Annotated in this window: 21 protein-coding genes and 1 pseudogene; 12 read left to right on the forward strand and 10 right to left on the reverse strand. The window is 62.5% G+C overall.

All coding sequences use genetic code 11. The features are described 5' to 3' along the window. Positions 1 to 108 precede the first annotated feature (108 nt). The 3 genes from FJ967_RS29640 to FJ967_RS29650 all read left to right on the forward strand — a co-directional run bounded on the left by FJ967_RS29640 (position 109) and on the right by FJ967_RS29650 (position 2,768). Entirely contained in the window at positions 109 to 927 is an 819-nt protein-coding gene (locus tag FJ967_RS29640; RefSeq protein WP_140735862.1) for a chromate resistance protein ChrB domain-containing protein, read from the forward strand. After that, on the forward strand, positions 924 to 2,306 hold the full coding sequence (chrA, locus tag FJ967_RS29645; RefSeq protein ID WP_140735863.1) for a chromate efflux transporter: 1,383 nt from the start codon (positions 924 to 926) through the stop codon (positions 2,304 to 2,306). The genes FJ967_RS29640 and chrA overlap by 4 nt, the downstream gene beginning before the upstream one ends. 63 nt (positions 2,307 to 2,369) lie before the next feature. After that, a complete protein-coding gene (locus FJ967_RS29650; protein WP_140735864.1) occupies positions 2,370 to 2,768 on the forward strand; it encodes a hypothetical protein in 399 nt (132 codons plus the stop codon). A gap of 21 nt (positions 2,769 to 2,789) precedes the next feature. On the opposite strand, the gene FJ967_RS29655 is transcribed toward FJ967_RS29650, so the two are convergent. Together FJ967_RS29655 and FJ967_RS29660 are read right to left on the reverse strand one after the other, a co-directional pair. After that, positions 2,790 to 4,376, reverse strand: a complete 1,587-nt coding sequence (locus FJ967_RS29655; protein WP_140735865.1) for a trimethylamine methyltransferase family protein — start codon at positions 4,374 to 4,376, stop codon at positions 2,790 to 2,792. Positions 4,377 to 4,566: 190 nt separating this feature from the next. Continuing rightward, on the reverse strand, positions 4,567 to 6,060 hold the full coding sequence (locus FJ967_RS29660; protein WP_006202854.1) for a PLP-dependent aminotransferase family protein: 1,494 nt from the start codon (positions 6,058 to 6,060) through the stop codon (positions 4,567 to 4,569). Positions 6,061 to 6,384: 324 nt separating this feature from the next. Here FJ967_RS29660 and pgi point away from each other — a divergent pair, with 324 nt between their 5' ends. The 3 genes from pgi to FJ967_RS29675 all read left to right on the forward strand — a co-directional run bounded on the left by pgi (position 6,385) and on the right by FJ967_RS29675 (position 10,639). Beyond that, positions 6,385 to 8,028, forward strand: a complete 1,644-nt coding sequence (pgi, locus tag FJ967_RS29665; RefSeq protein ID WP_140735866.1) for a glucose-6-phosphate isomerase — start codon at positions 6,385 to 6,387, stop codon at positions 8,026 to 8,028. 5 nt (positions 8,029 to 8,033) lie between these two features. Next, on the forward strand, positions 8,034 to 8,756 hold the full coding sequence (locus FJ967_RS29670; RefSeq protein ID WP_140735867.1) for an HAD family hydrolase: 723 nt from the start codon (positions 8,034 to 8,036) through the stop codon (positions 8,754 to 8,756). Positions 8,757 to 9,223: 467 nt separating this feature from the next. Further along, positions 9,224 to 10,639: a hypothetical protein gene (locus tag FJ967_RS29675; protein ID WP_140735868.1), complete on the forward strand. Its 1,416-nt coding sequence runs from the start codon at positions 9,224 to 9,226 to the stop codon at positions 10,637 to 10,639. A gap of 401 nt (positions 10,640 to 11,040) precedes the next feature. On the opposite strand, the pseudogene FJ967_RS33835 reads toward FJ967_RS29675, so the two are convergent. From FJ967_RS33835 to FJ967_RS29690, 3 genes and pseudogenes are all read right to left on the reverse strand, one after another. Continuing rightward, a pseudogene (locus FJ967_RS33835) lies at positions 11,041 to 11,252 on the reverse strand (tyrosine-type recombinase/integrase); the annotation flags it as partial. Positions 11,253 to 11,732: 480 nt separating this feature from the next. Next, on the reverse strand, positions 11,733 to 12,461 hold the full coding sequence (locus FJ967_RS29685) for a 50S ribosomal protein L11 methyltransferase (RefSeq protein ID WP_246675434.1): 729 nt from the start codon (positions 12,459 to 12,461) through the stop codon (positions 11,733 to 11,735). Then, complete coding sequence (locus FJ967_RS29690) at positions 12,461 to 14,497, reverse strand: long-chain fatty acid--CoA ligase (protein ID WP_140735869.1); 2,037 nt, start codon at positions 14,495 to 14,497, stop codon at positions 12,461 to 12,463. The genes FJ967_RS29685 and FJ967_RS29690 overlap by 1 nt, the downstream gene beginning before the upstream one ends. A 468-nt stretch (positions 14,498 to 14,965) precedes the next feature. Here FJ967_RS29690 and FJ967_RS29695 point away from each other — a divergent pair, with 468 nt between their 5' ends. The 5 genes from FJ967_RS29695 to FJ967_RS29715 all read left to right on the forward strand — a co-directional run bounded on the left by FJ967_RS29695 (position 14,966) and on the right by FJ967_RS29715 (position 20,244). Continuing rightward, positions 14,966 to 16,558, forward strand: a complete 1,593-nt coding sequence (locus FJ967_RS29695; protein ID WP_140735870.1) for an ABC transporter substrate-binding protein — start codon at positions 14,966 to 14,968, stop codon at positions 16,556 to 16,558. A 51-nt stretch (positions 16,559 to 16,609) separates the two neighbouring features. Next, on the forward strand, positions 16,610 to 17,617 hold the full coding sequence (locus tag FJ967_RS29700) for an ABC transporter permease subunit (protein ID WP_140735871.1): 1,008 nt from the start codon (positions 16,610 to 16,612) through the stop codon (positions 17,615 to 17,617). Positions 17,618 to 17,687: 70 nt separating this feature from the next. Further along, positions 17,688 to 18,542 (forward strand): ABC transporter permease subunit, encoded by an 855-nt coding sequence (locus FJ967_RS29705; RefSeq protein ID WP_181176195.1) that lies wholly within the window; start codon positions 17,688 to 17,690, stop codon positions 18,540 to 18,542. Between the two features lie 2 nt (positions 18,543 to 18,544). After that, positions 18,545 to 19,417, forward strand: coding sequence for an ABC transporter ATP-binding protein (locus FJ967_RS29710; RefSeq protein ID WP_140735911.1), 873 nt, complete (start codon positions 18,545 to 18,547; stop codon positions 19,415 to 19,417). Then, entirely contained in the window at positions 19,414 to 20,244 is an 831-nt protein-coding gene (locus tag FJ967_RS29715; protein WP_140735873.1) for a dipeptide ABC transporter ATP-binding protein, read from the forward strand. Before FJ967_RS29710 ends, FJ967_RS29715 begins: the two co-directional genes overlap by 4 nt. 268 nt (positions 20,245 to 20,512) lie before the next feature. Here the strand turns inward: FJ967_RS29715 and FJ967_RS29720 are convergent, their stop codons facing one another. The 4 genes from FJ967_RS29720 to FJ967_RS29735 all read right to left on the reverse strand — a co-directional run bounded on the left by FJ967_RS29720 (position 20,513) and on the right by FJ967_RS29735 (position 24,673). Further along, the gene (locus FJ967_RS29720; RefSeq protein WP_140735874.1) at positions 20,513 to 21,787 is read right to left on the reverse strand and encodes a cysteine desulfurase-like protein; all 1,275 of its coding nucleotides are present in this window, start codon (positions 21,785 to 21,787) and stop codon (positions 20,513 to 20,515) included. A gap of 49 nt (positions 21,788 to 21,836) precedes the next feature. Then, entirely contained in the window at positions 21,837 to 22,511 is a 675-nt protein-coding gene (locus FJ967_RS29725; RefSeq protein WP_140735875.1) for an amino acid ABC transporter permease, read from the reverse strand. A gap of 160 nt (positions 22,512 to 22,671) precedes the next feature. Further along, positions 22,672 to 23,469, reverse strand: coding sequence for an ABC transporter substrate-binding protein (locus FJ967_RS29730; RefSeq protein WP_140735876.1), 798 nt, complete (start codon positions 23,467 to 23,469; stop codon positions 22,672 to 22,674). A gap of 433 nt (positions 23,470 to 23,902) precedes the next feature. Next, positions 23,903 to 24,673 (reverse strand): HpcH/HpaI aldolase/citrate lyase family protein, encoded by a 771-nt coding sequence (locus FJ967_RS29735; RefSeq protein ID WP_140735877.1) that lies wholly within the window; start codon positions 24,671 to 24,673, stop codon positions 23,903 to 23,905. A gap of 124 nt (positions 24,674 to 24,797) precedes the next feature. On the opposite strand from FJ967_RS29735, the gene FJ967_RS29740 reads away from it, so the two are divergent. Next, positions 24,798 to 25,889 carry an LLM class flavin-dependent oxidoreductase gene (locus tag FJ967_RS29740; RefSeq protein WP_140735878.1) on the forward strand — a complete coding sequence of 364 codons (1,092 nt, stop codon included), beginning with the start codon at positions 24,798 to 24,800 and terminating at the stop codon, positions 25,887 to 25,889. Between the two features lie 2 nt (positions 25,890 to 25,891). Here the strand turns inward: FJ967_RS29740 and FJ967_RS29745 are convergent, their stop codons facing one another. Next, entirely contained in the window at positions 25,892 to 26,287 is a 396-nt protein-coding gene (locus FJ967_RS29745) for a RidA family protein (RefSeq protein WP_140735879.1), read from the reverse strand. Between the last annotated feature and the right edge of the window lie 37 nt (positions 26,288 to 26,324).

Consider the following 26,324-nt stretch of genomic DNA (forward strand, 5'->3'; position numbering starts at 1 on the left):
AGCGTGGCCGACAATTCCACGATGGCGGCAAGGGGTGTATCGCGACGACCCCGTGAGGCGTCAGCCCAACGTTCGCGTCCAGGCTTCTCTTTTCAGGAGGTGGACGCCATGCCGTCAACAACCGCTATCACCGTATCGCAACTATCCCGCCTGGTCGGTTTGCCGGGCGCGCCCGTGATCGTCGATGTTCGCATCGATGAGGATTTCGCCGCCGATCCGCGGCTGCTGCCGGGCGCGATCCGGCGCGATTTCAAAACCGTTTCGACCTGGGCGGCGGCATTGGCCGGCAAGCCGGTGGCCGTCATCTGCCAGAAAGGCCAGAAGCTCTCGCAAGGCGTGGCCGCTTGGCTACGGCACGAAGGACGCCCCGCCGAATCCCTCGAAGGCGGGTTTGAAGCTTGGCGCGACGGCAAGGGGCTTCTCGTCGACACCGGCAACGTGCCGCCGCGCGACGAAAAGGGCCGCACCACATGGGTGACGCGGGCCCGGCCGAAAGTCGACCGCATCGCCTGCCCATGGCTGATCCGGCGTTTCGTTGACCCCGAGGCGGTGTTCCTGTTCGTCGAAGCCGCCGAGGTCCTGGCAGTTGCCGACCGCTTTCAGGCGGTGCCTTTCGACATCGACAATGTGTTCTGGAGCCATCGTGGCGAACGCTGCACCTTCGACACCATGATCGAGGAGTTCGGGCTGGACTCCCGGCCGCTCGATCGCCTCGCCGCGATCGTGCGCGCGGCCGACACGGCGCGCCTCGATCTGGTTCCCCAGGCGGCAGGGTTTCTCGCCGCCTCGCTTGGCCTGTCACGCATGTTCCGCGACGACCTGGAACAGCTGGAGGCCGGCATGCTGCTCTATGACGCGTTCTTCCGCTGGTGCCGCGATGCCACCGACGAAACCCACAATTGGCCGGCGGCGGGCAAGGTGTCATGAGCGCCATGGTATCCGGGGAGAATGTGGTGGAGCCGGCTGCGCCGAGTTTCCGGGAGGCGCTGAAGCTGTGGGCGACGATCGGATTGCTGAGCTTCGGCGGGCCGGCCGGCCAGATAGCGCTCATGCACAAGGAATTGGTCGAGGACCGGCGCTGGATCGGCGAACAGCGTTTCCTGCATGCCTTGAACTACTGCATGCTGTTGCCGGGCCCGGAAGCCCAGCAACTCGCCATCTACATCGGCTGGCTGCTGCACAGGACGATCGGTGGGCTTGTCGCCGGCATCCTGTTCGTCGTGCCGGGCGCTCTCGTCATGCTCGCCTTGAGCATGCTTTATGCGCTCTATGGCGATATCCCTTTGGTCGCGGCGCTGTTTTTCGGGATCAAGGCGGCGGTGCTTGCCGTTGTCGTCGAGGCGCTCATCCGGATCGGACGACGAGCGCTGAAGAACCGGGTGATGACAGCGGTCGCGGTGTCGGCCTTCATCGCCATCTACGCGTTGAACGTGCCGTTTCCGCTTATCGTCCTGCTCGCGGGCCTGGCAGGTTGGCTCGGCAACCATATTGTCCCCGGCCTGTTTTCCGGTTCCGCGCACGCCAAGGACGACGCCGCCGCGTCCAAGGGCGTGGTAGACCTGATGTTCGAGCGCGGTGAACTGACCCATGTCAGACCAACGACATGGCATGCGCCGCGCACCATCGCCATCTGGCTGCCGATCTGGCTCGGGCCGGTCCTTGTCATCGGGTTGTTCACCGGCTCGGCCAGCGTCTGGACCGAGATCGGCCGGTTCTTCAGTTTTATGGCCGTCGTCACCTTCGGCGGCGCCTATGCGGTCCTTGCCTATGTCGCGCAGGCCGCCGTCCAGTCGTTTGGCTGGCTCGCTCCAGGTGAAATGGTCGATGGACTAGGACTTGCGGAAACGACGCCGGGTCCGCTCATCCTGGTGCTGCAGTTCGTCGGCTTCCTGGCGGCGTTCCGCCATTCCGGGTCGCTCGAACCGTTGCTTGCCGGATCGCTCGGCGCCTTGCTCACGCTCTGGGTCACGTTCACGCCCTGCTTCTTCTGGATATTCCTCGGCGCGCCCTATATCGAGGCGCTGCGCGGCAACAAGGCGTTGTCGGCAGCCCTCGGCGCCATCACCGCCGCTGTCGTCGGCGTCATCATGAACCTCGCTTTGTGGTTCGCCCTGCACGTCGTCTTCCGCGAGGTGCACGTGACGGGCTACGGCATGAGCGTGCCGGTGCTTTCATCGATCGACTGGCGCGCGGCGCTGCTCTCCTGCGCCGCCATGGTCGCTGTGCTGAAGCTGAAGACCGGCATGCTGCCGGCGCTTGCGGGATGCGCCCTTGCAGGCGTGCTGCTGCTGGCCGCTGGCAGCTAGATCCAGGCTTGCTTTGTATTCCGCCGCCTGACCACCTAAGTGGTTGGAAACGGATGGATCATCATGGCGGGACGACGCTCTTCCCTCGGCTTTCTCGGCATGTTCGGCCGCTCGGGCGATCTGCGACAGCTCGACGCGGCCTTGCGCGGCGCCGACCTGCATCCGGCCCTGGTGCCGGAAGGGGTAAAACTCACCATCGTCAATCTGATGAAGGATCATTGGCCCGAGGAGCCGCCGCAGCAGGCCTATCCGCAGGTGGCGAGCCTGTTCAGCTACTGCATCGCCGGGCCGGAGACCTTTGAACGTTCGCAAGGTCAGCAGCAGCGGCTGGAGGCCGAGCGGCGGATCGAGGCGGCGCTCGAAACCGGCGACGGTTTCGACGCGCGGATCGTGCTGATGGCGCTGCACGCCAAGCTGATCAACGCCGAGGTGGTCGAGCGCTACGGGCTCAGCGTCGGCTGATTGTGGTTGGGGAAGGCGGCTTTAGCCGCCCATGCCGTTGCGCGGCAGCTTGATCATCTCGCCGAAGCGGGCGCGCAATTTGTCGTCGAGCATCTTGGGTACATGCCGCGGAAAACGCTCGGCCAGCACGCGCTTCTTTTCGATGATCGCCCGCTGCAATATATCAGGCCGGCCTTTCTCGTTCCATTCCTTGGGCGAGAACCTGTCGCCGACGGCGGGATAGAAATATTCGGTCTGCATCAGGCGCAGCGTCTGCTCGTTGCCGAGATAGTGCCCTGGGCCGTTCAGGCAGACCTCGGCAATGGTGTCGATCGACAGCGCTTCGTCGGTCACCTCGATGCCGCGCACGCAGCGCAGGCAATGGCCGAGCATGTCGTTGTCGATGATCAGGCTTTCCAGGCAGAAGCCGAGCAGCGAGGCGTGCATGCCGGCCGATTCGTAGACCAGGTTGAGCCCGGCAAGGCCGGCCATCACGTCGGTGATGCCCTTTTCGTAGCCGGACTGGATGTCGGGCAGTTTCGAATCAGTCATGCCGGCTGCGGAGCCGCCCGGCAGGTCGTAATACTGCGCCATCTGCGCGCAGGCGGCGGTCAGCACGGCCTGCTCGGCCGAGCCGCCGGACATGGCGCCGGTCCTCAGATCCGACACGAACGGCCAGGTGCCGAAGATCGCCGGATGCCCCGGCTTGATGGCGTTGACATAGACCAGACCGGCCAGCACTTCGGCCACCGCCTGCACGACCGCGCCGGCAATCGCCGCCGGCGCCGTCGCGCCGGCCTGTCCGGCCGACAGGAGCAGGATCGGGATGCCGCCCTCGACGCAGGCTTCGAGCACGCCACAGGCGTCCTCGGCGAATTTCATCGGCGGTACGACGAAGCAGTTGGAATTGGAGACGAAGGGCCGGGCGCGGAAATTCTCCTCGCCACCGGCGATCGCATAGAGCATTTCCAGCGCCGGCTGCACGTTCTCGCGCACCGTGAACGAGGTGCCGACATGCTTGGACGTGCCCATCACGCAGGCGTAAAGCGTGTTGAAGTCCATCTCGAGCGGATCGGGAATGTCGCGCGGCACCATCGGCCGCTGGAAGAAATGGATGTTGTCGAGCCCGTCGACGATGCGGGCGGCGTCATAGATGTCCTGCAGCAGCGATTCGCGGTATTGGCGCTTCTCGACATCGACCAGATGCACGGCGGCACCTGCGGTGCCGTAATGCACGCGCTTACCCTGGATCACCATGTCGTGTTTGGGGTCCTGGCCGTGCAAGGTGAAATTGCGCGCAGCCTTCTTGATCGTGTCGAGCACCAGCGCGCGCGGAAAGCGAATGCGGCCGTCGTCGCCATAGGTGGCGCCGGCCTTGGTCAGCGCCTCGATGCAGGAGGGGATGGCGTTGGCGAAGCCGACCGTCTCCAGGAGGGTCAGCACCGCTTCGTGGATGCGCTCCTGGTCATTGCCCTTGAGCGGTCCGTAGCTGCCGCCCTCGAGCCCCGGGCGCACCGGCCTGATGTCGTCGGCGAGCGGCGCTGCCCGCATGGCGCGGCGCGCTTCGCGTCCGCCGGAGCGGCGTGAACGCTGGTCCGCCGCATCCTGCTTTTCAAGAACCACTGACATGGAGGCACTCCACCTTTTGCGAGAAACAGGGCGGCGGTTGGTCCACCATCGGCTGCTTCTTCCCCTTTGGTGCTCGACTATGCCAACGGCATTGGTACAGCCTATGAGCCAGCAGGAGGGGTCGAGTATGCCAGAAAAACAGAGCGGGAGCCGCTTGGCAGCGGCTCCCGTCAAAGTCCCGGAGGATGGATCAGGCGGCGGCGGGCCTGCGTCCGGCAGCCGTGGCGAGTTCACGGATGCCGGGCTCGATGTGCTGCAGCGCGATCGAGGAAATGCCCAAGCGCATGAAACGCGAAGGCTTTTCGGTGCGGTCGAAGAACCGATCGCCTGGCTCGATGATGACGCTGCGCGAGGCCGCGGCTTCAGCCAAACCGCGGGAATCGGTACCGCGCGGCCCCTCCAGCCAGAGCGACGTGCCGCCGGCCGAGTCGGTCGAGCGCCATTCGGGCAGGAAAGCGGAAATCGCATGGACCAGACGCTTGCGCCGCTCGTCGAAGGCGCTCGACAGCCGCCGCACCAGCGCCTCGTGATGGCCGAGCGACAGGAACAGCGCCACGGCGCGCTGGTTGTTGGCCGGCGGATGGCGCAGCATGAAACGGCGCAGCGCCCGCAATTCGGCGATTAGGCCAGCGGAAGCCACGATGTAGCCAAGCCGCAGGCCGGGAGCCAGCGTCTTCGACATCGAGCCGACATAGACGACGCGACCGGAGCGGTCGAGGCTCTTCAGCGCCTGCTGCGGCGCCTCGTCGAGAAGCTGGCTGTCATAGCCGTCCTCGATGATGATCTGGTTGTGCCGGTTGGCGCGCGCCAGGAGGTCCTGACGGCGTTCGGCCGACAAGGGCACCATGGTCGGGCAATGATGGCTGGGGGTGACGAACACGAAGCCGGAATCACTGGGAATTGAGGAGGTTACGATGCCGGATTGGTCGACCGGAACCGGCTGGATATCGGCCCCCGCGAGCCGGAAGATTGAGCGCGCGTCGGGATAGCCCGGATCCTCCATCGCGACTTTCGAGCCCTTGGTCATCAGCAGCGACGCCAGCATGTAGAGCGCGTTCTGGGCGCCAAGCGTGACGATGATCTCGTCGGGATTGGCGAAGATGCCGCGCCGGGGCAGGAGTCGCGCCTGGATCTGCTCGATCAGCAGCGGATCGTCCCGGTCGACCATGTCGGACGCCCAGTTGCGGATCTCCAGCACGGCCAGCGCCATGCGGTTGCACTCGCGCCATTCGGCGGTGGGGAACAGCGCCGGGTCGAACTGGCCATAGACGAAGGGGTAGGACGACTTGATCCAGTTGTCGTGCTTGGCCGGCGGCGGCATGTCGCTGGCCGCGATCTGGCGGCGTGCCTTCCAGTCGATCTCGTTGGCCTGGTCGGGTGCCTTCTGGTGCGGCTTGGCCGGCGTCGCCAGCACATCGGGATTGACGAAATGGCCGCGCCGCTCGCGCGCCACCAGGAAACCCTGGTCGACGAGCTGCTGGAAGGCCAGCACCACCGTTCCGCGCGCCACGCCGAGTTTTTCGGCCAGGATCCGGCAGGAGGGGAGCGGCATCGAGGCGGCGATCTGGCGGTCGAGAATGGCGGCCACGATGGCTTGGCGGATCTGCGCCTGCAGGGTCTGGCCGGATTCGGCCGAAATCCGGAACAGGCCGGACCATATCGCCGTGTCGTTTCTCTGTGGCATGGAGAATCTTCCTTGATGGCCAGCCTTTTTCGCTTGGCTGGACCAGCCGAACGTAACCGTGGCACAAGGGGTTGCGCCAATCAATTTTTCTGATCTTTGGGATTTATGCCAGTGATCCTTCAAGCTCGAAAAGTAATCCTTCAAGCTCGAACGAGGCGCTGACCTGCCGGCCGGCCGATACATTGTGTCATGGCATCGTGATGCGCTGCGGCATCGCCGCGTATTGACCGGATGGAATTCGGCTCAATAGTTGTTGCGCGACGACACGCGCCGGAAACATCCGGTCTGATATGGTGCGTCCAAAACGCCAGGAGTCCCCCGCCAGTGGATCAGTCAGCCTTCAAGAAACAGCTCGCCGCCTTGCGCGATCATCGCGCCGCGGCGCCTGGCGATATGCGCCAGGCCTTTGCCGCCGATCCCCAGCGGTTCAAGACATTCTCCGCCACCGATGACGACCTGCTGCTCGACTGGTCGAAATGCGCCGTCGACGCAGCGACAATGGATCTCCTGGAAAAGCTGGCCTCGGCCGCCGATCTCGAAGGCCGCCGCGCCGCCATGTTCGCCGGCAAGAAGATCAACATCACCGAAGACCGCGCCGTGCTGCATACGGCACTGCGCAATCTGAGCGGCAAGGGGGTCACGGTCGACGGCCAGGATGTCAAGGCGGACGTCCTTTCCGTGCTCGACGCGATGGGTGCCTTCGCCGATGCCATCCGCTCCGGCAAGGCAACAGGCGCCACCGGCAAGAAGATCACCGACATCGTCAACATAGGCATCGGCGGTTCGGACCTCGGTCCGGCCATGGCGACGCTGGCGCTGGCGCCCTACCATGACGGTCCCCGCGCGCACTACGTCTCCAACATCGACGGCGCCCATATCCACGACACGTTGAAGGGCCTGTCCGCCGAAACCACGCTGTTCATCATCGCCTCCAAGACCTTCACCACGGTCGAGACGATGACCAATGCGCAGACGGCGCGCGACTGGGTGCAGAAGGCGCTCGGCAAGGCAGCGGTCGGCAAGCATTTCGCCGCCGTCTCGACGGCGCTCGACCTGGTGGCCAAATTCGGCATCGAGCAGGACCGCGTCTTCGGTTTCTGGGACTGGGTCGGCGGCCGCTATTCGGTCTGGGGCGCAATCGGCCTGCCGGTCATGATCGCCATCGGCCCGAAGAGTTTCCGCGCCTTTCTCGACGGCGCGCACGAGATGGACGAGCACTTCCGCACCGCGCCGCTCCAGAAGAACCTGCCGGCGCTGCTGGGGCTGGTCGGCTGGTGGCACCGCGTGATCTGCGGCTATCCGGCCCGCGCGGTCATCCCTTACGACCAGCGCCTGTCCAGGCTGCCGGCCTATCTGCAGCAGCTCGATATGGAATCGAACGGCAAGAGCGTCACCCTGGACGGCACGCCGGTGACGACGCCGACCGGGCCGCTGGTCTGGGGCGAGCCGGGCACCAACGGCCAGCACGCCTTCTTCCAGTTGCTGCACCAGGGCACCGATCTGATCCCGGTCGAGTTCCTCGCCGCCGCGGTCGGCCACGAACCCGATCTCAAGCACCAGCATGATTTGCTGCTCGCCAACTGCCTGGCGCAATCGGAAGCCCTGATGAAGGGCCGCACGCTGGAGGAAGCGCGCACGCAGATGCTGGCCAAGGGCATGAAGCCGGCCGATGTCGACAAAATAGCGCCGCATCGTGTCTTCTCCGGCAACCGGCCCTCGGTGACCATCCTCTACCGCAAGCTCGACCCACGCACCTTTGGCCGGCTGATCGCTCTCTACGAGCACCGGGTCTTCGTCGAGGGGACGCTGTTCAACATCAACTCCTTCGACCAGTGGGGCGTCGAGCTCGGCAAGGAACTGGCCACCGGCCTGCTGCCTGTCGTTGAGGGCAAGGAAAGTGCCGCCAGGCGGGATGCATCGACGGCTGGCCTGGTGGGATACATCCACAAATTGCGTGGTTCGGAGTGACTGATTTGGCAGACATCAAGGGGATATTGTTCGACAAGGACGGGACACTTGTCGACTTCAACGCCACCTGGCTCGGCGTCGCCGATTTCATGGCCATGGACGCATCCGACGGCGATCGCTGGAAGGCCGACAGGCTGCTCGCGGCGGCCGGCTTCGATTTCGCCAACCGGCGTTTCAAGCCGGACTCCATCTTTGCCTCCGGCACCAATCTCGACGTCGTCGAACTGTGGTTCCCGCGCCTGTCGAACGAAGACCAGATGCTGGCGGTGGCCCGTTTCAACGAGATCACCTCGGTGAAGGGTTCGGCGATGGCGGTGGCGCTGCCCGGCATCGTCGACACGCTGGCCCTGCTGCACAAGCGATCCTATCGTCTCGGCGTCGCCACCAACGATTCGACCAGCGGCGCCGAAAAGACGCTGGTCACGCTCGGCGTCGCGCAATTGTTCGTCGCCGCTTACGGATACGACGCCGTCGCCAACCCCAAGCCTGCCCCCGACACCATCCAGGCCTTCTGCGATCTTACCGGGCTGAAGCCAGCCGAGATCGCCATGGTCGGTGACAACAGGCACGATCTCGAAATGGCCCGCGCCGGCGGCTGCGGCCTGGCGGTCGGCGTGCTGTCGGGTACGGGCACGCGTGAATCGCTGGCCGAGATCGCGGATGTCATCCTGGATTCGGTGGCGGATTTGCCGGATTTTTTGGCGGCTAGGGTGAAGGAGACGGCGTAGGAGGGGAGGAAGGTGGTTTGCGATTAGTGGCCGAGGTGGAGCCGAGTGCTGACTGGCCGGTAGTGGAAAAGCTTGGTGCTAAGCTGACGTTCTCCAACCGACCCCGTTGTCGCCATTTCTGATCACTTGACGATCACCCAGAACCCATTACCGAAGAGCAATTCCATTTCAGGCTTGTCCCGAGCACGGGCTCCGCAACAATTGCGAACTCTCCGTCACTTTTTAAACACCATCATCGCGGCTTTTGATAGAGCGGCAAAAAACGGGGCGAGTGAACGGAGTTCTCAAAGGAAGTAGATATAGCGCAGAAAGCACTTTTACTCCGATTTAGGAAGACGGCGCGTGCCCTCCCTCGATTCGAGATTCAATGTCGACATGGCCGGTAGGTAGAAAAGAATATTTTATTTACTCGTATCCGCACTGATAGAGAATACGAATGCAGCCCGTGGTTCTTGAGGAGGGTATCAATGAGGAATTCGGCGAGGTTTTGGTACGATTTTATCAAGCAATATCTTCCGGGCGCTGTCGAGTCAGAGCAGAAAATAAAAGCTCTTTTAGGTATGTATATTAAAGACAGCAAACATCATCGTGAGGCTGATCAATTATTATCGGAGATGGCAGGCGAGGAGTTCGGAGGGCTAGGAATTACTCGGCGCCGACTTATATTTCTAGCGGCAACAGCGGCGGCAACATCGTCAACGGTGATCAATGCGAAGAATCTGTTTGGGCTCGCTGTTGATGGGATCGATGGTGCCAGCGATTTCATCCTAGGCGAGGGCTCAGACGTAACAGAAGAAGTCTTGCACTTCATTGAAAGGCAGGGGTTCGGGACAGGGTTCACCGAGATACCGCCTTTCGCAGAAACTTCCGACGCGATCAAGCTATGGCAAGCTGCGCGAGCCTTCCAGATAAACTCACCTGAAACAAGGAGCCATCTCCAGTTTCTAAAGTCCCTTCAATTCCGTCGCGGTGCTGAGAACGCGGTGCATGCTTATGCTGCGTTTCTGCGCTCGGCTATCGTTAACCGCCTGGGGGCATTTGCAGACGCTCAACCTATTCTCCTCGATGGATACAATGCGGACGAGCTTCCGCACTGGTTGTTTCTGACAAATTTAGTGGAAGATGCATCACAAAAGTTCATAGCAATCAATCCTGAGCATATTGGCAATCCGAGTGGATGGTCAGCCACTCCAGTCATAAACAAAATCAATGCTCGCTTCGGTGCAGAGCTCTCTCATAACGTTTCCGCGTTCGGAGACGCCGGCAGCCGCAAAAGACTACGGGATAACCTGTCTACATTCCAAACGCCTTTTCTTAGAGCAATTTGGCTGAACACAATTTCCTACACGGCGGATAGCAAACTTAACATAACGGAACGTCGGGAAGCGTGGGATAGCCAGATTGCCTTGTATAAAGTTGCTCTGGAGACGAGTATTGGTGGGTATAAATACCGGCGAGGAATTTGGAATGAATGTATGGCTATGGCGATTCAGGCACATCGTCACGGAGATTTTGATTACAGAGATATATTCGTAACCGCGTGTCTCGACCCAGATGTTCTTGGAATACCGGGTTCAATGTTTCAAGAGGATATGCAGCGGCGTAGTGCCAATATGGATCACTCGTTTGTTATGCTAATGATTTTTATTCAGAGATTGAAGTTAGATGGGATTAATTATCAGAGTAGCGTAGATTTGGATCTAGAGTTCACCTCGATACTTGAAAATCCGGATCGAGGCGGTAACTTCCAAATAAGGACGGCGCTAGATGCATTTCGTAAAAAGAAGAGTATAGAAATCAGCCCTGACGATGGGATATCCATATATGCGGGATCGAATTCGAGTTTCGCATCTTACATAATAGATGTGCCGTTTGATGGTTAGTCGCCAAGGGGATCAAATGATAGGCAGGAGCTATCTCTAAAGTTTTGAATGCAGAAATCTCTATGCCGAGTTAGCGGCAGTCCGCGTAATTCAAAGGAGTTGAATTGGAGGCCATTCAACAGGTCAAACCGTACTCGCATGTCGAGAAGGGGTTTTATACCCCCGCTTGGGCCGCAAGGAAATTCGGGCGTAGCAGGCAACTCTTGGCGCCACTCTAGGTGGCAGATAGCACGCGTCCCGGTTGAAGCGCAGCGACCACCTGAATGGCCGCTTTCCAAATTCCGCCGCCCAGAAGCCGTCGGGCAGCAATCCACCCCATTGCTGACACTGCCGGCATATTTCCATGGATCGAAGCGGCCACCCGCGTTGGACGGGGCCGCCGCTCAACGTCAGATTTCGGTTCACTCGGCCAAGAGGAGCGCGTCCCCTACGTCGATGCCAAGATACCCACTGTGTTCTCGATCTTAAAGTGACCGAAGAGTATCTGGATAGCTCGGATGTTGCCCTTCGCCTTATAGATCATCGGCGCTTTTGTGCGCCGAAGTGAGTGAGGCCTATATTCTTCTGGATGCAGACCGATCGCAGTCGTCCATCCGTCAACGAGGCGGGCATGGTCTGCTTCCGTGCAGGCAAATGCGTCAGCTTGCTGGGCGACGAATCCGAAGCGTTCGTTGGAAGGCCACGAACGTTCCCATCAGCCACACTATGGCGGCGAAGGTGCCTATCCACGCACCCAACAAGCACATGCGTCCGAGCAGCAGTCCAAGAGGAGTCCAAAAATCATCAGGTCGCCGAGCCTCATCGACATCTGCCTGAGCAAGCAGAGGGCAGCTATCGCCGTAAACTTCTGTGGCAGAAGATGTACAGAAAAAGCCGCGTACTCCGTGGTTGTAAGCCAGAAGCGAGAACAGCGACATGTAGGCTAATGCGCTGAAGACCAGGATAACGGCTCCCGTCACCATGGCGCGATTTACCGACTTCCTACCTGCATTAACCGAGAGTTGATAGACAAGTACCAAAACGACCAAATGGGAAACCGCAGTCACTTGAACTATGGCTGATGGCCAAGGTGGCGCGATGCCGATAAGTACGGTTACGAGGACAAGTGCCGTGGCGGCAGTTCCGGCCGCTCCACCCCAAACCCAAACACCCCGCTCGCCCTGCTCGCACCCCGCATCCCGTCCCCAAAATCCGGCACCTCATATTCAGCGATCAATCGCAGCCGCGACAGCGGCAGATCGTTGCGGCGGGGGTCGCCGACCAGCACTTCGATGCCTGATGCCAGGCAGCGATCGAGGAACGGGATGACCCGCAAGGCAACCTCGCTGGAGTAGAACACGTCGCCCGCCAGCACGAGGTCGACGGGCGGTGGCGGGCCTTTGGTGATATCCTTGCCGATGATGGTGATCTCGACGCCGTTGGCGGCGGCGTTGAGGCCGATGGCGGCGATGCCGTTGCGGTCGATCTCGGCGGCGATCACTTCTGCAGCGCCGGCCCTGGCGGCGGCGATGCCGACCAGGCCCGAGCCGGCGCCGAGGTCGAACACGCGGCGTCCTGCCACGCTTTGCGGATGGTCGAGAACATGGCGCGCCAGCACCGCGCCGCCGGCCCAGGCATAGGCCCAGTAGGGCGGTTGCGGCTCGGCCTCGTCGATATCGTCGTGCGGGCCGACGAGCCGCCTCAGCCCGCTGCCGGGATGCGGCGTGTAGAGCTGGATTTCGGGAACCGCGCGCACAGCAGCCAGGCGCAAATTCGCCTTGATGAAATCAGCCGGGTCGAGGCTTCGGCCCGGCGCTTCGATACCGGCCGGGTTGTCAGCCACTATTCCCGCAACGCCCGCCGCAGGATCTTGCCGACCGGTGTCTTCGGCAATTCGGTCCTGAACTCGATGAATTTCGGCCGCTTGTAGCCGGTCAGGTTCTCGCGGCAATAGGCGGTGATGGCTTCCGCCGTCAGGGCCGGATCCTTCTTGACGATGAACAGTTTCGGCACTTCGCCGGAATGCTCGTCCGGCACGCCGATCGCGGCCACTTCGAGCACGCCCGGATGCAGCGCCACGACCTCCTCGAGTTCGGTCGGATAGACGTTGAAGCCGGAGACGAGGATCATGTCCTTCTTGCGGTCGACGATCTTGGTGAAGCCGCGATCGTCCATGAAGCCCATGTCGCCCGACTTGAAGAAACCGTCCTTGGTCATCACCTTGGCGGTCTCGTCGGGCCGGTTCCAGTAGCCGGCCATCACCTGCGGTCCCCTGATGCAGATTTCGCCGACTTCGCCCAGCGGCACGTTGTTGCCGTCGTCGTCGCGGATGGCGATCTGTGTCGAAGGCAGCGGCAGGCCGATCGTGCCGGTGAACTCGCCGGAACTGAACTTGTTGGCCGTCGCCACCGGCGAGGTCTCCGAAAGGCCATAGCCTTCGCTGACCGGGCAGCCCGTCAGCGCCTTCCAGCGCTCGGCGACGCCCTTCTGCACCGCCATGCCGCCGCCCAGGGTCAGGAGCAGCGGCTTGAAGTCGAGCTTGCGGAAATCCTCATTGTTGAGCAGCGCGTTGAACAGCGTGTTGAGGCCCGGAAAGATATGGATCGGATACTTGCCCATCTCCTTGACGAAGCCCGGAATGTCGCGGGGATTGGGGATCAGTATGTTCTGGCCGCCCATCTGCATGCCCATCAGCGCGTTCACCGTCAGCGCGAAGATGTGGTAGAGCGGCAGCGCGCAGACGAGGTTGAGATGCGCGGGTTTCGGCTTGACCGTGTAGGCGTCCTGCAGCCACAGCGAATTCTGCTCGACATTGGCCAGCACGTTGCTGTGCAGCAGGGTCGCACCTTTCGAGATGCCGGTGGTGCCGCCCGTATATTGCAGAAAGGCGACATCGCTGGCCGCCACCGTGGCCGGCTTGAAAGTCATGCCGCGGCCAGCCTTGAGAGCCGCATTGAACTTGACGTGGCCGGGCAATGACCAGGCCGGCACCATCTTCTTGACGCGGCGCACGACCAGATTGACGATCGTCCCCTTCAAGCCGCCGAGCAGGTCGCCCATCGCGGCCACCACGACCTGCTTGACCGAGGTCCTGGCGATCACCGCCTGCAAGGTGTTGGCGAAGTTTTCGAGGATGACGATGGCCTGCGCGCCGGAATCCTTGAGCTGGTGCTCCAGTTCGCGCGGCGTGTAGAGCGGATTGATGTTGACCACGACGTAACCGGCGCGCGCCACCGCCATCATCGCCACCGGATATTGCAGCACGTTCGGCATCATCAGGGCGACGCGCGCGCCCTTCTGCAATCCGGTCGACTGCAGATAGGCGCCGAAGTCAGCCGAAAGCTGTTCGAGTTCGCTGTAGATGATTGACTTGCCCATGCAGGTGAAAGCCGGCTGGCCGGAGAACTGCTTGCAGGCGCCGACGAGGAAGTCGCCGATCGAATTGTAGGGAAGGGCGCCGATCTCGGCCGGCATGTTCTTGGGATAGCTGTTGAGCCACGGCTTTTCGGGCAGGCCGGCGGCAAGTTCGGTGAGCGCCTTCGGCAGCCGCTGGCTGGCCGCCGTCGCCGGCTTCGGCGCTGGTGCTGTCTTGGCTGGCGGCGGGCTCTTTGTCGCGGCCGTCCTGGCCGCTCCGGCCTTGGCTGCTCCAACCTTGGTCGCTCCAGCCTTGGCCGCGGGCGCCTTTGCCGGCGCGGCCTTGGCTGCCGGCTTGGTGGCGGCCTTTGGCGTGGTCGCGGCCTTTGCCGGGGGGGCTTTCCCGGCGGCCGCCGCCTTTGCGCTCACGGCCTTGCCTGCGGCCTTGCCCTGTCCATCGGCGCCGGCTGGTTTCGAGCCCGCCTTGGCCGATGCTTTCACCGGCGTCTTCGATGCTTTTGCCACCCGTTCCTCCCTAGCAATTCTTGTTCGCCTGTTCTTCTTGGCCCGTGCCGCGCTCGTCCCGCATTGCCCGAGACGCCCTCCGTCGCCGCCAGCCTGTGCATCTATGTATTGCCTCTATCGGCGGCGGTGCAAGTCTTGCCCCTGCGGCAAGTCGCCGAAAGATTTGCCGCCGAAAATCTTTCCCGTCGGCGGCGCTTGCGACCGGTATCCCGCAACCCCTCGATCGGCGGCGGGGCGGAAACGGAGCGCATGTCGTGGAATGGCTGATCAATAAAAAAATGCGGTCGTTAATAATCTCGTGAATGGAAAAAACTGCTAATTTTTTCTTCCATTTAACAAAATCGCGGATTTTTTTCCTGCTTCCCGCGGGGTAAGCAAACGGGGTGTTCCAAAGCCGGAAAAACGGTGCTTATATGCGCGCTTCGCGAGCCTGATAGAGGGGCTTGGAAGAACATCAGGGAGTGCTCAATGAAGAAGAAATTGACTTTTGCAGCCGCGTTGCTGGCTGCAAGCGTCCTGGGAGGCGTGGCCAACGCGAAAACTCTGGTTTATTGCGCTGAAGCGTCGCCGGAAGGTTTCGACCCGGCGCCGTACACCGCGGGCCAGACCTTCGATGCGTCCTCGCGTACCGTTTTCAACCGCCTTGTCGAATTCGATCACGGCAAGACTTCCGTGTCGCCCGGCCTGGCTGACAGCTGGACCATTTCGGACGACGGCAAGGAATATACTTTCAAGCTGCGCAAGGGCGTCAAGTTCGCGCCCACCGACTACTTCACCCCGACGCGCGATCTGAACGCCGACGACGTGGTGTTCTCCTTCGAGCGCCAGGTAGACAAGAACGGCCCCTGGTTCCAGTACATACCGGGCATTGCCTATCAGTATTACAATGACCAGTTCGGCGACAACATCACCAAGGTCGAGAAGGTCGACGACCTGACCGTGAAGTTCACCCTCAAGGAACCGGCGATCACCTTCATTCCGACGCTGGGCATGGATTTCGCCTCGATCGTTTCCAAGGAATATGCCGATAAGCTGCAGGCCGACAAGACGCCTGAACTCTTCAACCAGAAGCCCGTCGGCACCGGCCCGTTCATCTTCGTCGACTACCAGACCGACGCCGCCATCCGCTACAAGGCCAACCCCGACTATTGGGGCGGCAAGCAGAAGATCGACGATCTGGTCTTCGCCATCACCACCGATCCGGCGGTGCGCGCGCAGAAGCTTAAGGCCGGCGAATGCAACATCATGTCCTACCCGGCACCGGCCGACATCGCCGGCCTGCAGGCTGATCCGAACCTGACGGTCGCGGAGCAGGAAGGCCTCAACGTCGGCGCGCTGATGTACAACACCCAGCAGAAGCCGTTCGACGACGTGCGCGTGCGCAAGGCGCTCAACATGGCCATCAACAAGAAGGCCATCATCGACGCCGTGTTCCAGGGCGCCGGTCAGGTGGCGATCAACCCGATCCCGCCGACCATGTGGTCCTACAACAAGGACGTGAAGGACGATCCGTACGATCCGGACGCGGCCAAGAAGATGCTTGAAGAGGCCGGCGTCAAGGACCTCAAGATGAACGTCTGGGCCATGCCGGTGTCGCGTCCCTACATGCCGAACGCGCGCCGCACCGCCGAGCTCATCCAGGCCGACTTCGCCAAGGTCGGCGTCACCGTCAACATCGTCAGCTACGATTGGGGTGAATACCTCAAGCGCGCTTCGGCGGTCGATCACGACGGCGCCGTCATCGTCGGCTGGACCGGCGACAATGGCGATCCGGACAATTTCCTCGGCGTGCTCTTGAGCTGCGCTTCCGTCGGTTCGAACAACCGTGCGGAATGGTGCAACAAGGACTTCGACGCGCTCATCAACAAGGCCAAGACGGTTTCCGACCAGGCCGAGCGCACCAAGCTCTACGAACAGGCGCAGGTCATCTTCAAGGAGCAGGCACCGTGGGCGACGCTCGCCCACTCCAAGGTGTTCATGCCGATGCAGAAGACCGTCTCCGGCTTTGCGATGGATCCGCTCGGCATCCATCGCTTTGACGGCGTCGATATCGCCGAATAAGGTTCGCGAAACGGGGCGGCGCCATTTCGGTGCCGCCCCACCTCGCCCGCCATGCTGCGTTATATCCTCGGCAAGCTCGCCCTCATCATCCCGACCTTCATCGGGATAACCATCCTCGCTTTCGGCTTCGTGCGCATCCTGCCCGGTGATCCGGTGCTGGTGCTCGCGGGCGAACGTGGCCTGTCGCCCGAACGCCATGCGGCGCTGATGCACCAGTTCGGTTTCGACCTGCCGATCTGGCAGCAATATCTGGCCTATCTGACCAACATCCTCAGCGGCGATTTCGGCACCTCGTTTTCCACCAAGACGCCAGTGCTCAAGGATTTCCTGGTACGGTTCCCGGCAACGGTCGAACTCGCCATCTTCGCCATGATCTTCGCGGTCATCTTCGGTGTCGCCTTCGGCATCTTCGCTGCCATCCGCCGTGGCTCCTGGTTCGATCAGCTGACCATGGGCACCGCGCTCGCCGGCTATTCCATGCCGATCTTCTGGTGGGGGCTGCTGCTGATCATCGTTTTCTCCGGCACGCTGCACTGGACGCCGGTTTCAGGCCGCATCGATCTTCTTTACTTCTTCAAGCCCGTGACCGGCTTCATGACCATCGATTCCCTGATTTCGGGGCAGAAGGGCGCCTTCCGCTCGGCGGTGTCGCATCTCATTTTGCCGACCATCGTGCTTGGCACGATTCCGCTGGCGGTCATCGCCAGGCAGACGCGCTCGGCCATGCTCGAAGTGCTGGGCGAGGACTATGTCCGCACCGCGCGCGCCAAGGGCCTCGCGCCACGCCGCGTCATCGGCCTGCATGCCTTCCGCAACGCGCTGATCCCGGTCGTCACCACCATCGGCCTGCAGGTCGGCACGCTGCTCACCGGCGCCATCCTGACCGAGAGCATCTTTTCATGGCCCGGCATCGGCAAATGGATGATCGACGCCATTTCCAAGCGCGACTATTTCACCGTGCAGGGCGGGTTGCTTTTGATCGCGCTGATCGTCATGTCGGTGAACCTTATCGTCGACGTGCTCTACGCCGTCATCAACCCGCGTATCCGGGCGAATTGACATGACCAATGAAGGCCCAGCCACCGTCGAAGCCGCGACCGTCGTCAAGCCGCAGGACGCGCGGCTGCAGATGTTCGCCGAGTTCTGGCATTATTTCTCGATCAACAAGGGCGCGGTGATAGGCCTCTTCGTCTTCGCGCTGCTGATCCTGGTCGCCATCTTCGCGCCGCTGCTCGCACCGCACTCGCCCGATGACCAGTTCCGCGATTTCTTCCTGACGCCGCCAGCCTGGCAGGAAGGCGGCAACGCGCAGTTCCTGCTCGGCACCGACGCCGTCGGCCGCGATATGCTGTCGCGCCTGATCTACGGTTCGCGCTTCTCGCTCGCCATCGGCTTCGTCGTCGTCACCACGGCGCTGGTCTCCGGTGTCATCCTCGGCCTGCTCGCGGGTTACTGCCGCGGCTGGGTCGACACGCTGATCATGCGCATCATGGACATCATCCTGGCCTTCCCGTCCCTGCTGCTCGCGCTGGTGCTGGTCGCGGTGCTCGGCCCCGGCCTCGTCAACGCCATGATCGCCATCGCCTTCGTGCTGCAGCCGCACTTCGCCCGCCTCACCCGCGCCGCCGTGATGGCGGAGAAGAACCGCGAATATGTCGTGTCGGCCAAGGTCGCCGGCGCCAGCCACCTCAGGCTGATGCTGGTCACCATCCTGCCCAACTGCATCGCGCCGCTGATCGTGCAGGCGACGCTGTCCTTTTCCAACGCCATTCTCGAGGCAGCCGCATTGGGCTTCCTCGGCATGGGCGCGCAGCCGCCGACGCCGGAGTGGGGTACCATGCTTGCCGAGGCGCGCGAGTTCATCCTGCGCGCCTGGTGGGTGGTGACCTTCCCCGGTCTCGCCATCCTGATCACCGTCTTTGCCATCAACCTGATCGGCGACGGCCTGCGCGATGCGCTCGACCCCAAGCTGAAGAGGTCGTGAGCATGTCCCTGCTCGAGATCAAGAACCTCACCGTTTCCTTCGACACCGCCGCCGGGCCGTTCATGGCCGTGCAAGGCATCGACCTTTCGATCGAGCCGCGCGAGGTGCTGGCGATCGTCGGCGAGTCCGGTTCCGGCAAGTCGGTGTCGATGCTGGCGGTGATGGGGCTGTTGCCCAACACCGCGACCGTCAAGGCCGACCGCATGGCCTTCGACGGCGTCGATCTCTTGAAGCTCAGCCCGTCCGAACGCCGCAAGATCGTCGGCAAGGACATCTCGATGATCTTCCAGGAGCCGATCGCCAGCCTCAACCCGTGCTTTACCGTCGGTTTCCAGATCGAGGAAGTGCTGCGCTTCCACATGGGCATGGACCGCGCCCAGCGCCGGGCCCGCGCCATCGAACTTATGAAGCTGGTCGGCATCGCCGATCCGGAAGACCGGCTGAGCTCGTTTCCGCACCAGATGTCTGGCGGCCAGTGCCAGCGCGTGATGATCGCTATCGCCATTGCCTGCAATCCGAAGCTCCTGATCGCCGACGAGCCGACCACCGCGCTCGACGTCACCATCCAGAAGCAGATCCTCGATCTCCTGGTCTCGCTGCAGGCCAAATACGGCATGGGCCTGATCATGATCACCCACAATATGGGCGTCGTGGCAGAGACCGCCGACCGCGTCATCGTCCAGTACAAGGGCCGCAAGATGGAAGAGGCCGACGTGCTGTCGCTGTTTGAATCGCCCAAGAGCAATTACACGCGCGCCCTGTTGTCGGCGCTGCCGGAGAACGCCGTCGGCGACCGCCTGCCGACCGTTTCCGACATGCTGTTCGAGCCGGCTCCCTCGGCTGGCAACAAAGCCGGCGCGGGAGCCTCGGCATGAGCACCACGGTCCTCGAAGGCAAGAACATCGTTCGCGACTATCACATCGGCGGCGGCCTGTTCACCGGCCCGCGCACCGTGCATGCGGTCAAGGGCGTCTCCTTCAAAGTGGACAAGGGCAAGACGCTCGCCATCGTCGGCGAGAGCGGCTGCGGCAAGTCCACGCTCGCCCGCATCATCACCTTGATCGATCCCGCGACATCGGGTGACTTGTTCATCGACGGCAACAAGGTCGACATCGCCCGGGGCGGTCTGGCCAGGGAGATGCGCCGCAAGGTGCAGATCGTCTTCCAGAACCCTTACGGGTCGCTCAATCCGCGCCAGAAGATCGGCGACGTGCTGGGCGAGCCGCTTTTGATCAACACCGACAAGCCGGCCGCAGAGCGGCGCGACCTCGCCATGAAGATGCTGAAGAAGGTCGGCCTCGGTCACGAACACTACAACCGCTATCCGCACATGTTCTCCGGCGGCCAGCGCCAGCGCATCGCCATTGCCCGCGCGCTGATGCTGAACCCGAGCCTCTTGGTGCTCGACGAGCCGGTCTCGGCGCTCGACCTGTCGGTGCAGGCGCAGGTGCTCAACCTGCTCGCCGACCTGCAGGACGAGTTCCAGCTGACCTATGTCTTCATCAGCCACGATCTTTCCGTCGTGCGCTACATCGCCGACGACGTGATGGTGATGTATTTCGGCGAAGCGGTCGAATACGGCTCACGCGACGAGGTCTTCTCGGACCCCAAGCACAGCTACACCAGGACACTGTTCGCCGCCACGCCGCGCGCGGACGTGGCAAGCATCAAGGCGAGGCTGGCGAAGAAGAAGGCGGCTTGACAGGCTTTCCATGGTCGTTCTCGCCGGGCTTAACGCGCGGTTACCTCCCCACCTGGCGCCGCCATCGTCGGGCTTGTCCCGAGGATCTGTCAGCCTATCAAGAAAATCCGCCATACGGGCATAGGACAGTAGGTCCTCGGGACAAGCCCGAGGACGACGCCAGGTTTGGTGATAGCGGTGCGCGCCAAAGGAAGGTCTCGGGGAAACGCTACCGAGATGGCTCGGCCCGACCCATTTTTGCGAACGGCCGGGCAGAAATTGCCTCCGTCTACGACAGCTTGGCGATAACAGCCCGCAACGCCTCGCCGAACTTCCGGACCTCCGCGACCGTGTTGTAATGCACCAGCGAGGCGCGGATGGCGCCGCTGTCCATCGACAGGTTGAGGCGCTTCATTAGCCGTGGCGCATACATGTGGCCGTCGCGGATGCCGATCTGCATCTCGGCCATTTCCTCGACGATCCGCTGCGGTGACAATTTGCCGATGTTGAAGCAGAAGGTCGGCACGCGCTCGTTGATGCGGGCCTCGTCGGCGACACCGTAGATGGTCGCCCCGCAGCCCTTCAGCACGCCCATCATCTCGCGCGCCAGCAGCAACTCATAGTCTCGGATGGCGCCCATGCCGGCGACGATGTTCTCGCGCCGCGAGCGGTTGTTGGAGGGCGCCAGATTGCGGCCGATCAGCTCCAGATACTGCACGGCGGCATCCATGCCCGACACGTTCTCGTAGATGAAGGTTCCAGCCTCGACCTTGTAGGGCGGCTCGTCGGGGATGAAATCCTCGCGGAAGGTCGGCAGCCGCTTCAGCGTCTCGAAGCGGCCCCACAGAAAGCCCATATGCGGCGAGAAATTCTTGTAGCCGGAGCAGACGAGATAGTCGCAGCCCCATGCCTGCACGTCGATCAGCCCGTGCGGTCCGTAATGCACGCAGTCGAGAAACACTTCGGCGCCGGCGGCATGCGCGATATCAGCGACGGATGCCACATCCACGATCGAGCCGATCGAATGCGCCGTTACCGTGCAGGCGATCAGGCGTGTCCGTTCCGAGACCAGCGGCTTGAGGTCGTCGACATGCAGGTTGCCGTCCTCGCGCATGCGCCACCATTTGAACTTCGCGCCGGCTGATTCCAGCGCCAGCCAGGTGGCGATGTTGGCATCATGGTCCATGTCGGTGATGACGATCTCGTCGCGTTCTCCCAGCATCTGGCCGATGCCGAGGCTGACCAGGCGGATGAACGAGGTGGCGTTCATGCCGAAGCAGATTTCCGCCGGGCTGTAGGCGTTGATCAGCAGCGCAACGCTTGTGCGTGCATCGGCGACCGACTGGTCGACGGTGACGCTGCGCCCATAGCGGCCGCCGCGCTGGACATTGTGCGAGACCAGATGGTTGGTCACCGCGTCGAGCACGCTTTGCGGAATCTGCGCGCCGGCGGCATTGTCCATGAAGATGAAATCGCCGGCCCGCTGCAGGGCAGGGAACATGGCCCGGAGTTTTTCGACGGGGAACGCGGCGGCGTTCGTGGTGTCGGTCTGGTGCGTGTTCACGGACTATGCTCCTGCGAAGAGTTTGACGGGTGGGGATCGGTAGGCAAGGTCAGCGCGTCTTCTCGGTCTGGAAGCGGCGCTCCAGCAGGCTGACCAGCCGGACCATTGGCCAAAGGAAGATCAGGTAGACCAGCGCCGCGCCGATCAGCGGCGAGGGGTTGGCGTAGAGCGACTGCGCGTTGGTTGCCTCCTTCAACAATTCAGGCAGCGCCACGGTGGAGGCCAGCGAAGTGTCCTTGAACATCGAGACGCAATTGCTGGTCATCGGCGGGATGACGACGCGCACCGCCTGCGGCAGCACCACCTTGCGCAAGGTGAGCAGGAACGGCAGGCCCAACGCATGCGCGGCCTCGAACTGACCGCGCGGAATGCTCTCTATGCCGGAACGGAACACTTCCGCCGAATAGGCGGACATGATGATGGCGAAGGCGGTCACCGCCGATGCCCAGGACGACAGGCGGATGCCGAGGAAGGGCAGCGCATAGTAGATCAGGATCAGCACCACCAGCACCGGCAAGGCGCGGAAGATGTCGGTGTAGCCGACCGCCAGCCAGCGCACGGGCTTCGGCGCATAGAGCCGCAGCAGGCTGATCACCAGGCCGACCGGAATGCCGATGCCGATGCTGAGCAGGCCGAGCAGCAGCGTGTTCAGGAAGCCGCGCAGCAGCGCCGGCAGGCTCGACGCGATGACGTCGGCGTTGAAGAAAGTGTCGATCAGCGACATCGCGGCATTCCCGAACGGTGTTGCGTCATCTGACGCCGGAGCAAGAATGCTCGAGGTGGAACCGGTCGCCAATGGCGACATGGTCTGCGCGAAGCTCGGCGCTGGCTTGAAATAAACCGTGCCGGCCTGGAAAGCCGGCACGGTTTCAGCACATTGCCGCTCAGGCCTTGGGCAGCGGCATTTCCTTGACGGTCGAGGAATCGGCAGGTGCGTCGCTGCCGAACCACTTCTTGTGGATTGCGGCCAGCGTGCCGTCCTTCTTCATTGCCGTCAGCGCGTCGTTGAGCTTGCCGAGCAGCGGATGGTCCTTGGTCATCATCAGCCCGTACTGTTCGCCGGTCTTGATGCGCTGTTTGACCTTCAGGTCCTTCATCTTGGTGAAGGAATACTCCATGCCGGGAATGTCGCTGACGGCGGCGTCGACACGGCCAGCGCTAAGGTCGAGCAGCAGGTTCTGCTGGGTGTCGTAGCCCTTCACGTCGCTGAAGCCGTCGGCTTCCTGATGCGCCTTGACCCAGGTCTCCCCGGTCGAGCCGGACAGCACGCCGACGACCTTGCCCTTGAGGTCGGCCTCGGCGTTGATCGGGCTGTCGGACTTGGTGGCGATGCCCATGTCGGAATCGTAATAGGGCTGGGTGAAGGACTGCGACTTCAGCCGCTCCGGCGTGATGGTGATCGAGGAGATGGCGACGTCGATGCGCTTCGAGGTGGTGGCGGCGAACAGCGCCTGGAAGCCGAGGTCGGCGATATCGGTGGTCATGCCGACGCGCTTGGCCGCTTCGTTGACGATGTCGACCTCGAAACCCTCGAAGGTGCCGCTCTCGTTCTTGTATTCGAAGGGCGGGTTGGTCGGGTAGGCGCCGACATTGAGCACATCGGCGGCATAGGCTGTTGCCGGTCCCGCGGCGATGCCGACCGCGGCTGCGAGCAGGATGAGATTGCGACGGTTGAGCTTCATCTGTGGTTCCCTCTGGGGTGTCCCCTCTGGTTGTTGATCGGGCGGGCTGCCCCGCACGGTTTCTTGCCGTCCCGCCTCCCAGCGGGGCGTCAATTCATGATGGCGACCATAGGTTTGAGTGCGGCAGCGATCTGTTCGCTGCGTTATGCGCGGTCACGCCGAAATTGCCGATGGTGTCGATATGCGGGTCGCGGATCGGGGTGCACACGCCGTCGAAAGCATGGCGCACGCTGGACGATGAATGGGGCAGCACAAACGACAAAGGACCGAAACCCCTCCCACCCGGAGCACCGCGACGGACTGTCGGGAAAACCTCCCGCCCAACAGTCGGCATCGATTTTGAATGCTTATCCAAAGTGGGGCGCTTTTCAAGGCGAAAGTTTTAAGCTTAAAAGTTGCTCCGCCCCATTGCGCGGCCAATGCGCATCCTTGCCTAGCCGCCTTGCTCCAGTTCGGCGCGCGCGGCGGTGCAGTTGGCTGCGGCGCCGGCACCAAGAAACATCGTGTCGCTGGCGAGCACGAAGAAGCTCGCACCCGTCAGCGCCCATCGTCCGACAGTCTGTGGGCTGGCGCAGAATATGCCCGATGGCTTGCCGTGCGCGATTGTCGCGCGGACGATTGTCCGTATCGCGTTTGTCAGCTTGTCGGCGCCTTCCGGTCCAACCGCGTCGATCGATACGGAGAGGTCGCCAGGGCCGACGAAGATCACGTCGACGCCGTCGACTTCGGCGATCGCTTCAATGTTGGCCAGCCCCTCCGCTGTCTCGACCTGGACCGCGACGACGACCCTGTCATTGGCGGCGGCCAGATATTCGGGGATACGATAGCCGTAGCCGGCGGCCCGGCCCGGTCCGACGCCGCGCTCGCCGAGCGGCGGATAGCGCGAAGCCTTCACGGCGGCTTCGGCCTGGGCCGCGGTCGACACGCGCGGCACCAGCACGCCTTGCGCGCCGCTGTCCAGCGCCGCCTGGATGGCTTCCGGCGCATGGCCGGGAACGCGCACCATCGCCGGCACGCCGTGGACGTCGGCGGCGCGCACCATGGTCTCGATCGTGTCGCGCGAGATCTGCGCGTGTTCCCAGTCGATGCACAGGAAATCGAGACCGGACAGCGCCATCACTTCGACCGCGACGGGATGCGGAATGGCGACGAAGGAACCGATGAGATTGGCCCTGCTGATGCACTTCTGGCGGAATTCGCTCATGTCTGTCCCTTTTCTCATCCCGCCGGATTCATATCCGCAAACACCGGTCACGCGAAGCTATTTCAGGCTTGAAATATTCCCGCGCCGGCCTAGCCTGTGAGGCTTCAGCCGCGAGTTTTCCAAGATGATCAAACCGCATCCCCTGCAGGGCTCCAACAAACTGAAGCTCGGCGTCTTCTCGACCAACGCCGATGGCGGCCTGGCCATTACGGATGTGCCCGAACGCTGGACGGCAAGCTGGCAGGACAATCTGACGGCCGCCCAGATCGCCGACCGCGCTGGGCTGGAATTCATGCTGCCGATCGCGCGCTGGCGCGGCTTCGGCGGCCGCAACAAGGTGCGCGAATGGTCCTTCGAGACCTTCACCTGGGCGGCGGCTCTCGCGGTGGCCACCGAGCAGATCGGCCTGTTCATGACCGTGCATGTGCCGCTGGTGCATCCGCTTTATGCGGCCAAGGCGCTGGCGACGGTCGACCACATCAGCCAGGGCCGCGCCGGCCTCAACATCGTTTGCGGCTGGAACCCGAAGGAATTCGGCATGTTCGGCACGCCGCTGGTCGAGAAGGGCTATGAGCAGGCCGCCGAATGGATTGAAATCCTGGAGCGGCTTTACGCATCGAGCGAACCGCTCGACTATGAAGGCATCTACTATCGCCTGAAGGAAGCGGTCAGCCGGCCCGCCAGCCTTCAGGTTCCGCGCCCGGTGACCATGAACGCCGCGTTCGGCGGCCCGGGCCGCGATTTCGCGGCCGCTCATTGTGACTACCTGTTCACGACTTTTTCCGAGATGGGCGATGCCGGCAAGCATGTCGCCGATATCGGCGAGCGGGCCGACAAGATTGGCCGCGATGTCGGCGTCTACACCGTGGCGCATGTCGTCTGCCGCCCCACGATGGAGGAGGCCCGGGCCTATTACGACAGATATGCCATCGATCTCGCCGACCACGAAGCCGTCGATGCTCATATGGCCGGCAAGAAGGAATTCTCGCAGTCGCATGACCCGCACGCCTATGACCGTTACCGCCAGCGTTTCGCCGGCGGCGCCGGCACCTATCCGCTGGTCGGAACGCCGCAGACGATTGCCGCCGACATGGCCGCAATATCAGGGCACGGCTACCAGGGCATCGCACTGTCCTTCGTCAATTACACGCAGGAGCTACCCTATTTCTGCGATCACGTGCTGCCGTTGCTGAAGCAGGCGGGGCTTCGTGAATAGGATCATTCCGGGATAACCGCTGTGGCCTGGATCTCGATCTTGGCGCGATCTTCGACTAGGGCCACCACCTGCATGGCGGCCATCGCCGGGAAATGCCGGCCGATCACCGCGCGGTAGGCTTCGCCGATCCCTTTGAGGTTGCCGAGATATTCGGCCTTATCGGTGAAATACCAGGTCATCGAAGTGATGTGGTGTGGTTCGGCACCCGCCTCGGCCAGCACCGCGACGATGTTCTGCAGCGTCTGCTTGACCTGGCCGGCGAAGTCGTCGGTCTCGAACTGGCATTGGCCATTCCAGCCGACCTGTCCGCCAACGAAGACGAGCCTGCCGCGCGCCGCGACGCCATTGGCGTAGCCGACCGGTTTTGCCCAGCCTTCCGGCTGCAGGATCTCGTGCATGTCAACTCTCCGCCTGTCCAATATCGGGTCCGCAATA

The sequence above is a fragment of the Mesorhizobium sp. B2-3-4 genome (genome assembly GCF_006442315.1).
Taxonomy (GTDB): domain Bacteria; phylum Pseudomonadota; class Alphaproteobacteria; order Rhizobiales; family Rhizobiaceae; genus Mesorhizobium.

Coding starts and splice junctions, on each gene's coding strand:
- FJ967_RS29640 (WP_140735862.1), top strand. CDS start 109: ATGCCGTCAACAACCGCTATCACCGTATCGCAACTATCCCGCCTGGTC.
- chrA (WP_140735863.1), top strand. CDS start 924: ATGAGCGCCATGGTATCCGGGGAGAATGTGGTGGAGCCGGCTGCGCCG.
- FJ967_RS29650 (WP_140735864.1), top strand. CDS start 2,370: ATGGCGGGACGACGCTCTTCCCTCGGCTTTCTCGGCATGTTCGGCCGC.
- FJ967_RS29655 (WP_140735865.1), bottom strand. CDS start 4,376: ATGTCAGTGGTTCTTGAAAAGCAGGATGCGGCGGACCAGCGTTCACGC.
- FJ967_RS29660 (WP_006202854.1), bottom strand. CDS start 6,060: ATGCCACAGAGAAACGACACGGCGATATGGTCCGGCCTGTTCCGGATT.
- FJ967_RS29675 (WP_140735868.1), top strand. CDS start 9,224: ATGAGGAATTCGGCGAGGTTTTGGTACGATTTTATCAAGCAATATCTT.
- FJ967_RS29695 (WP_140735870.1), top strand. CDS start 14,966: ATGAAGAAGAAATTGACTTTTGCAGCCGCGTTGCTGGCTGCAAGCGTC.
- FJ967_RS29700 (WP_140735871.1), top strand. CDS start 16,610: ATGCTGCGTTATATCCTCGGCAAGCTCGCCCTCATCATCCCGACCTTC.
- FJ967_RS29705 (WP_181176195.1), top strand. CDS start 17,688: ATGTTCGCCGAGTTCTGGCATTATTTCTCGATCAACAAGGGCGCGGTG.
- FJ967_RS29710 (WP_140735911.1), top strand. CDS start 18,545: ATGTCCCTGCTCGAGATCAAGAACCTCACCGTTTCCTTCGACACCGCC.
- FJ967_RS29715 (WP_140735873.1), top strand. CDS start 19,414: ATGAGCACCACGGTCCTCGAAGGCAAGAACATCGTTCGCGACTATCAC.
- FJ967_RS29725 (WP_140735875.1), bottom strand. CDS start 22,511: ATGTCGCTGATCGACACTTTCTTCAACGCCGACGTCATCGCGTCGAGC.
- FJ967_RS29730 (WP_140735876.1), bottom strand. CDS start 23,469: ATGAAGCTCAACCGTCGCAATCTCATCCTGCTCGCAGCCGCGGTCGGC.
- FJ967_RS29735 (WP_140735877.1), bottom strand. CDS start 24,673: ATGAGCGAATTCCGCCAGAAGTGCATCAGCAGGGCCAATCTCATCGGT.
- FJ967_RS29740 (WP_140735878.1), top strand. CDS start 24,798: ATGATCAAACCGCATCCCCTGCAGGGCTCCAACAAACTGAAGCTCGGC.
- FJ967_RS29745 (WP_140735879.1), bottom strand. CDS start 26,287: ATGCACGAGATCCTGCAGCCGGAAGGCTGGGCAAAACCGGTCGGCTAC.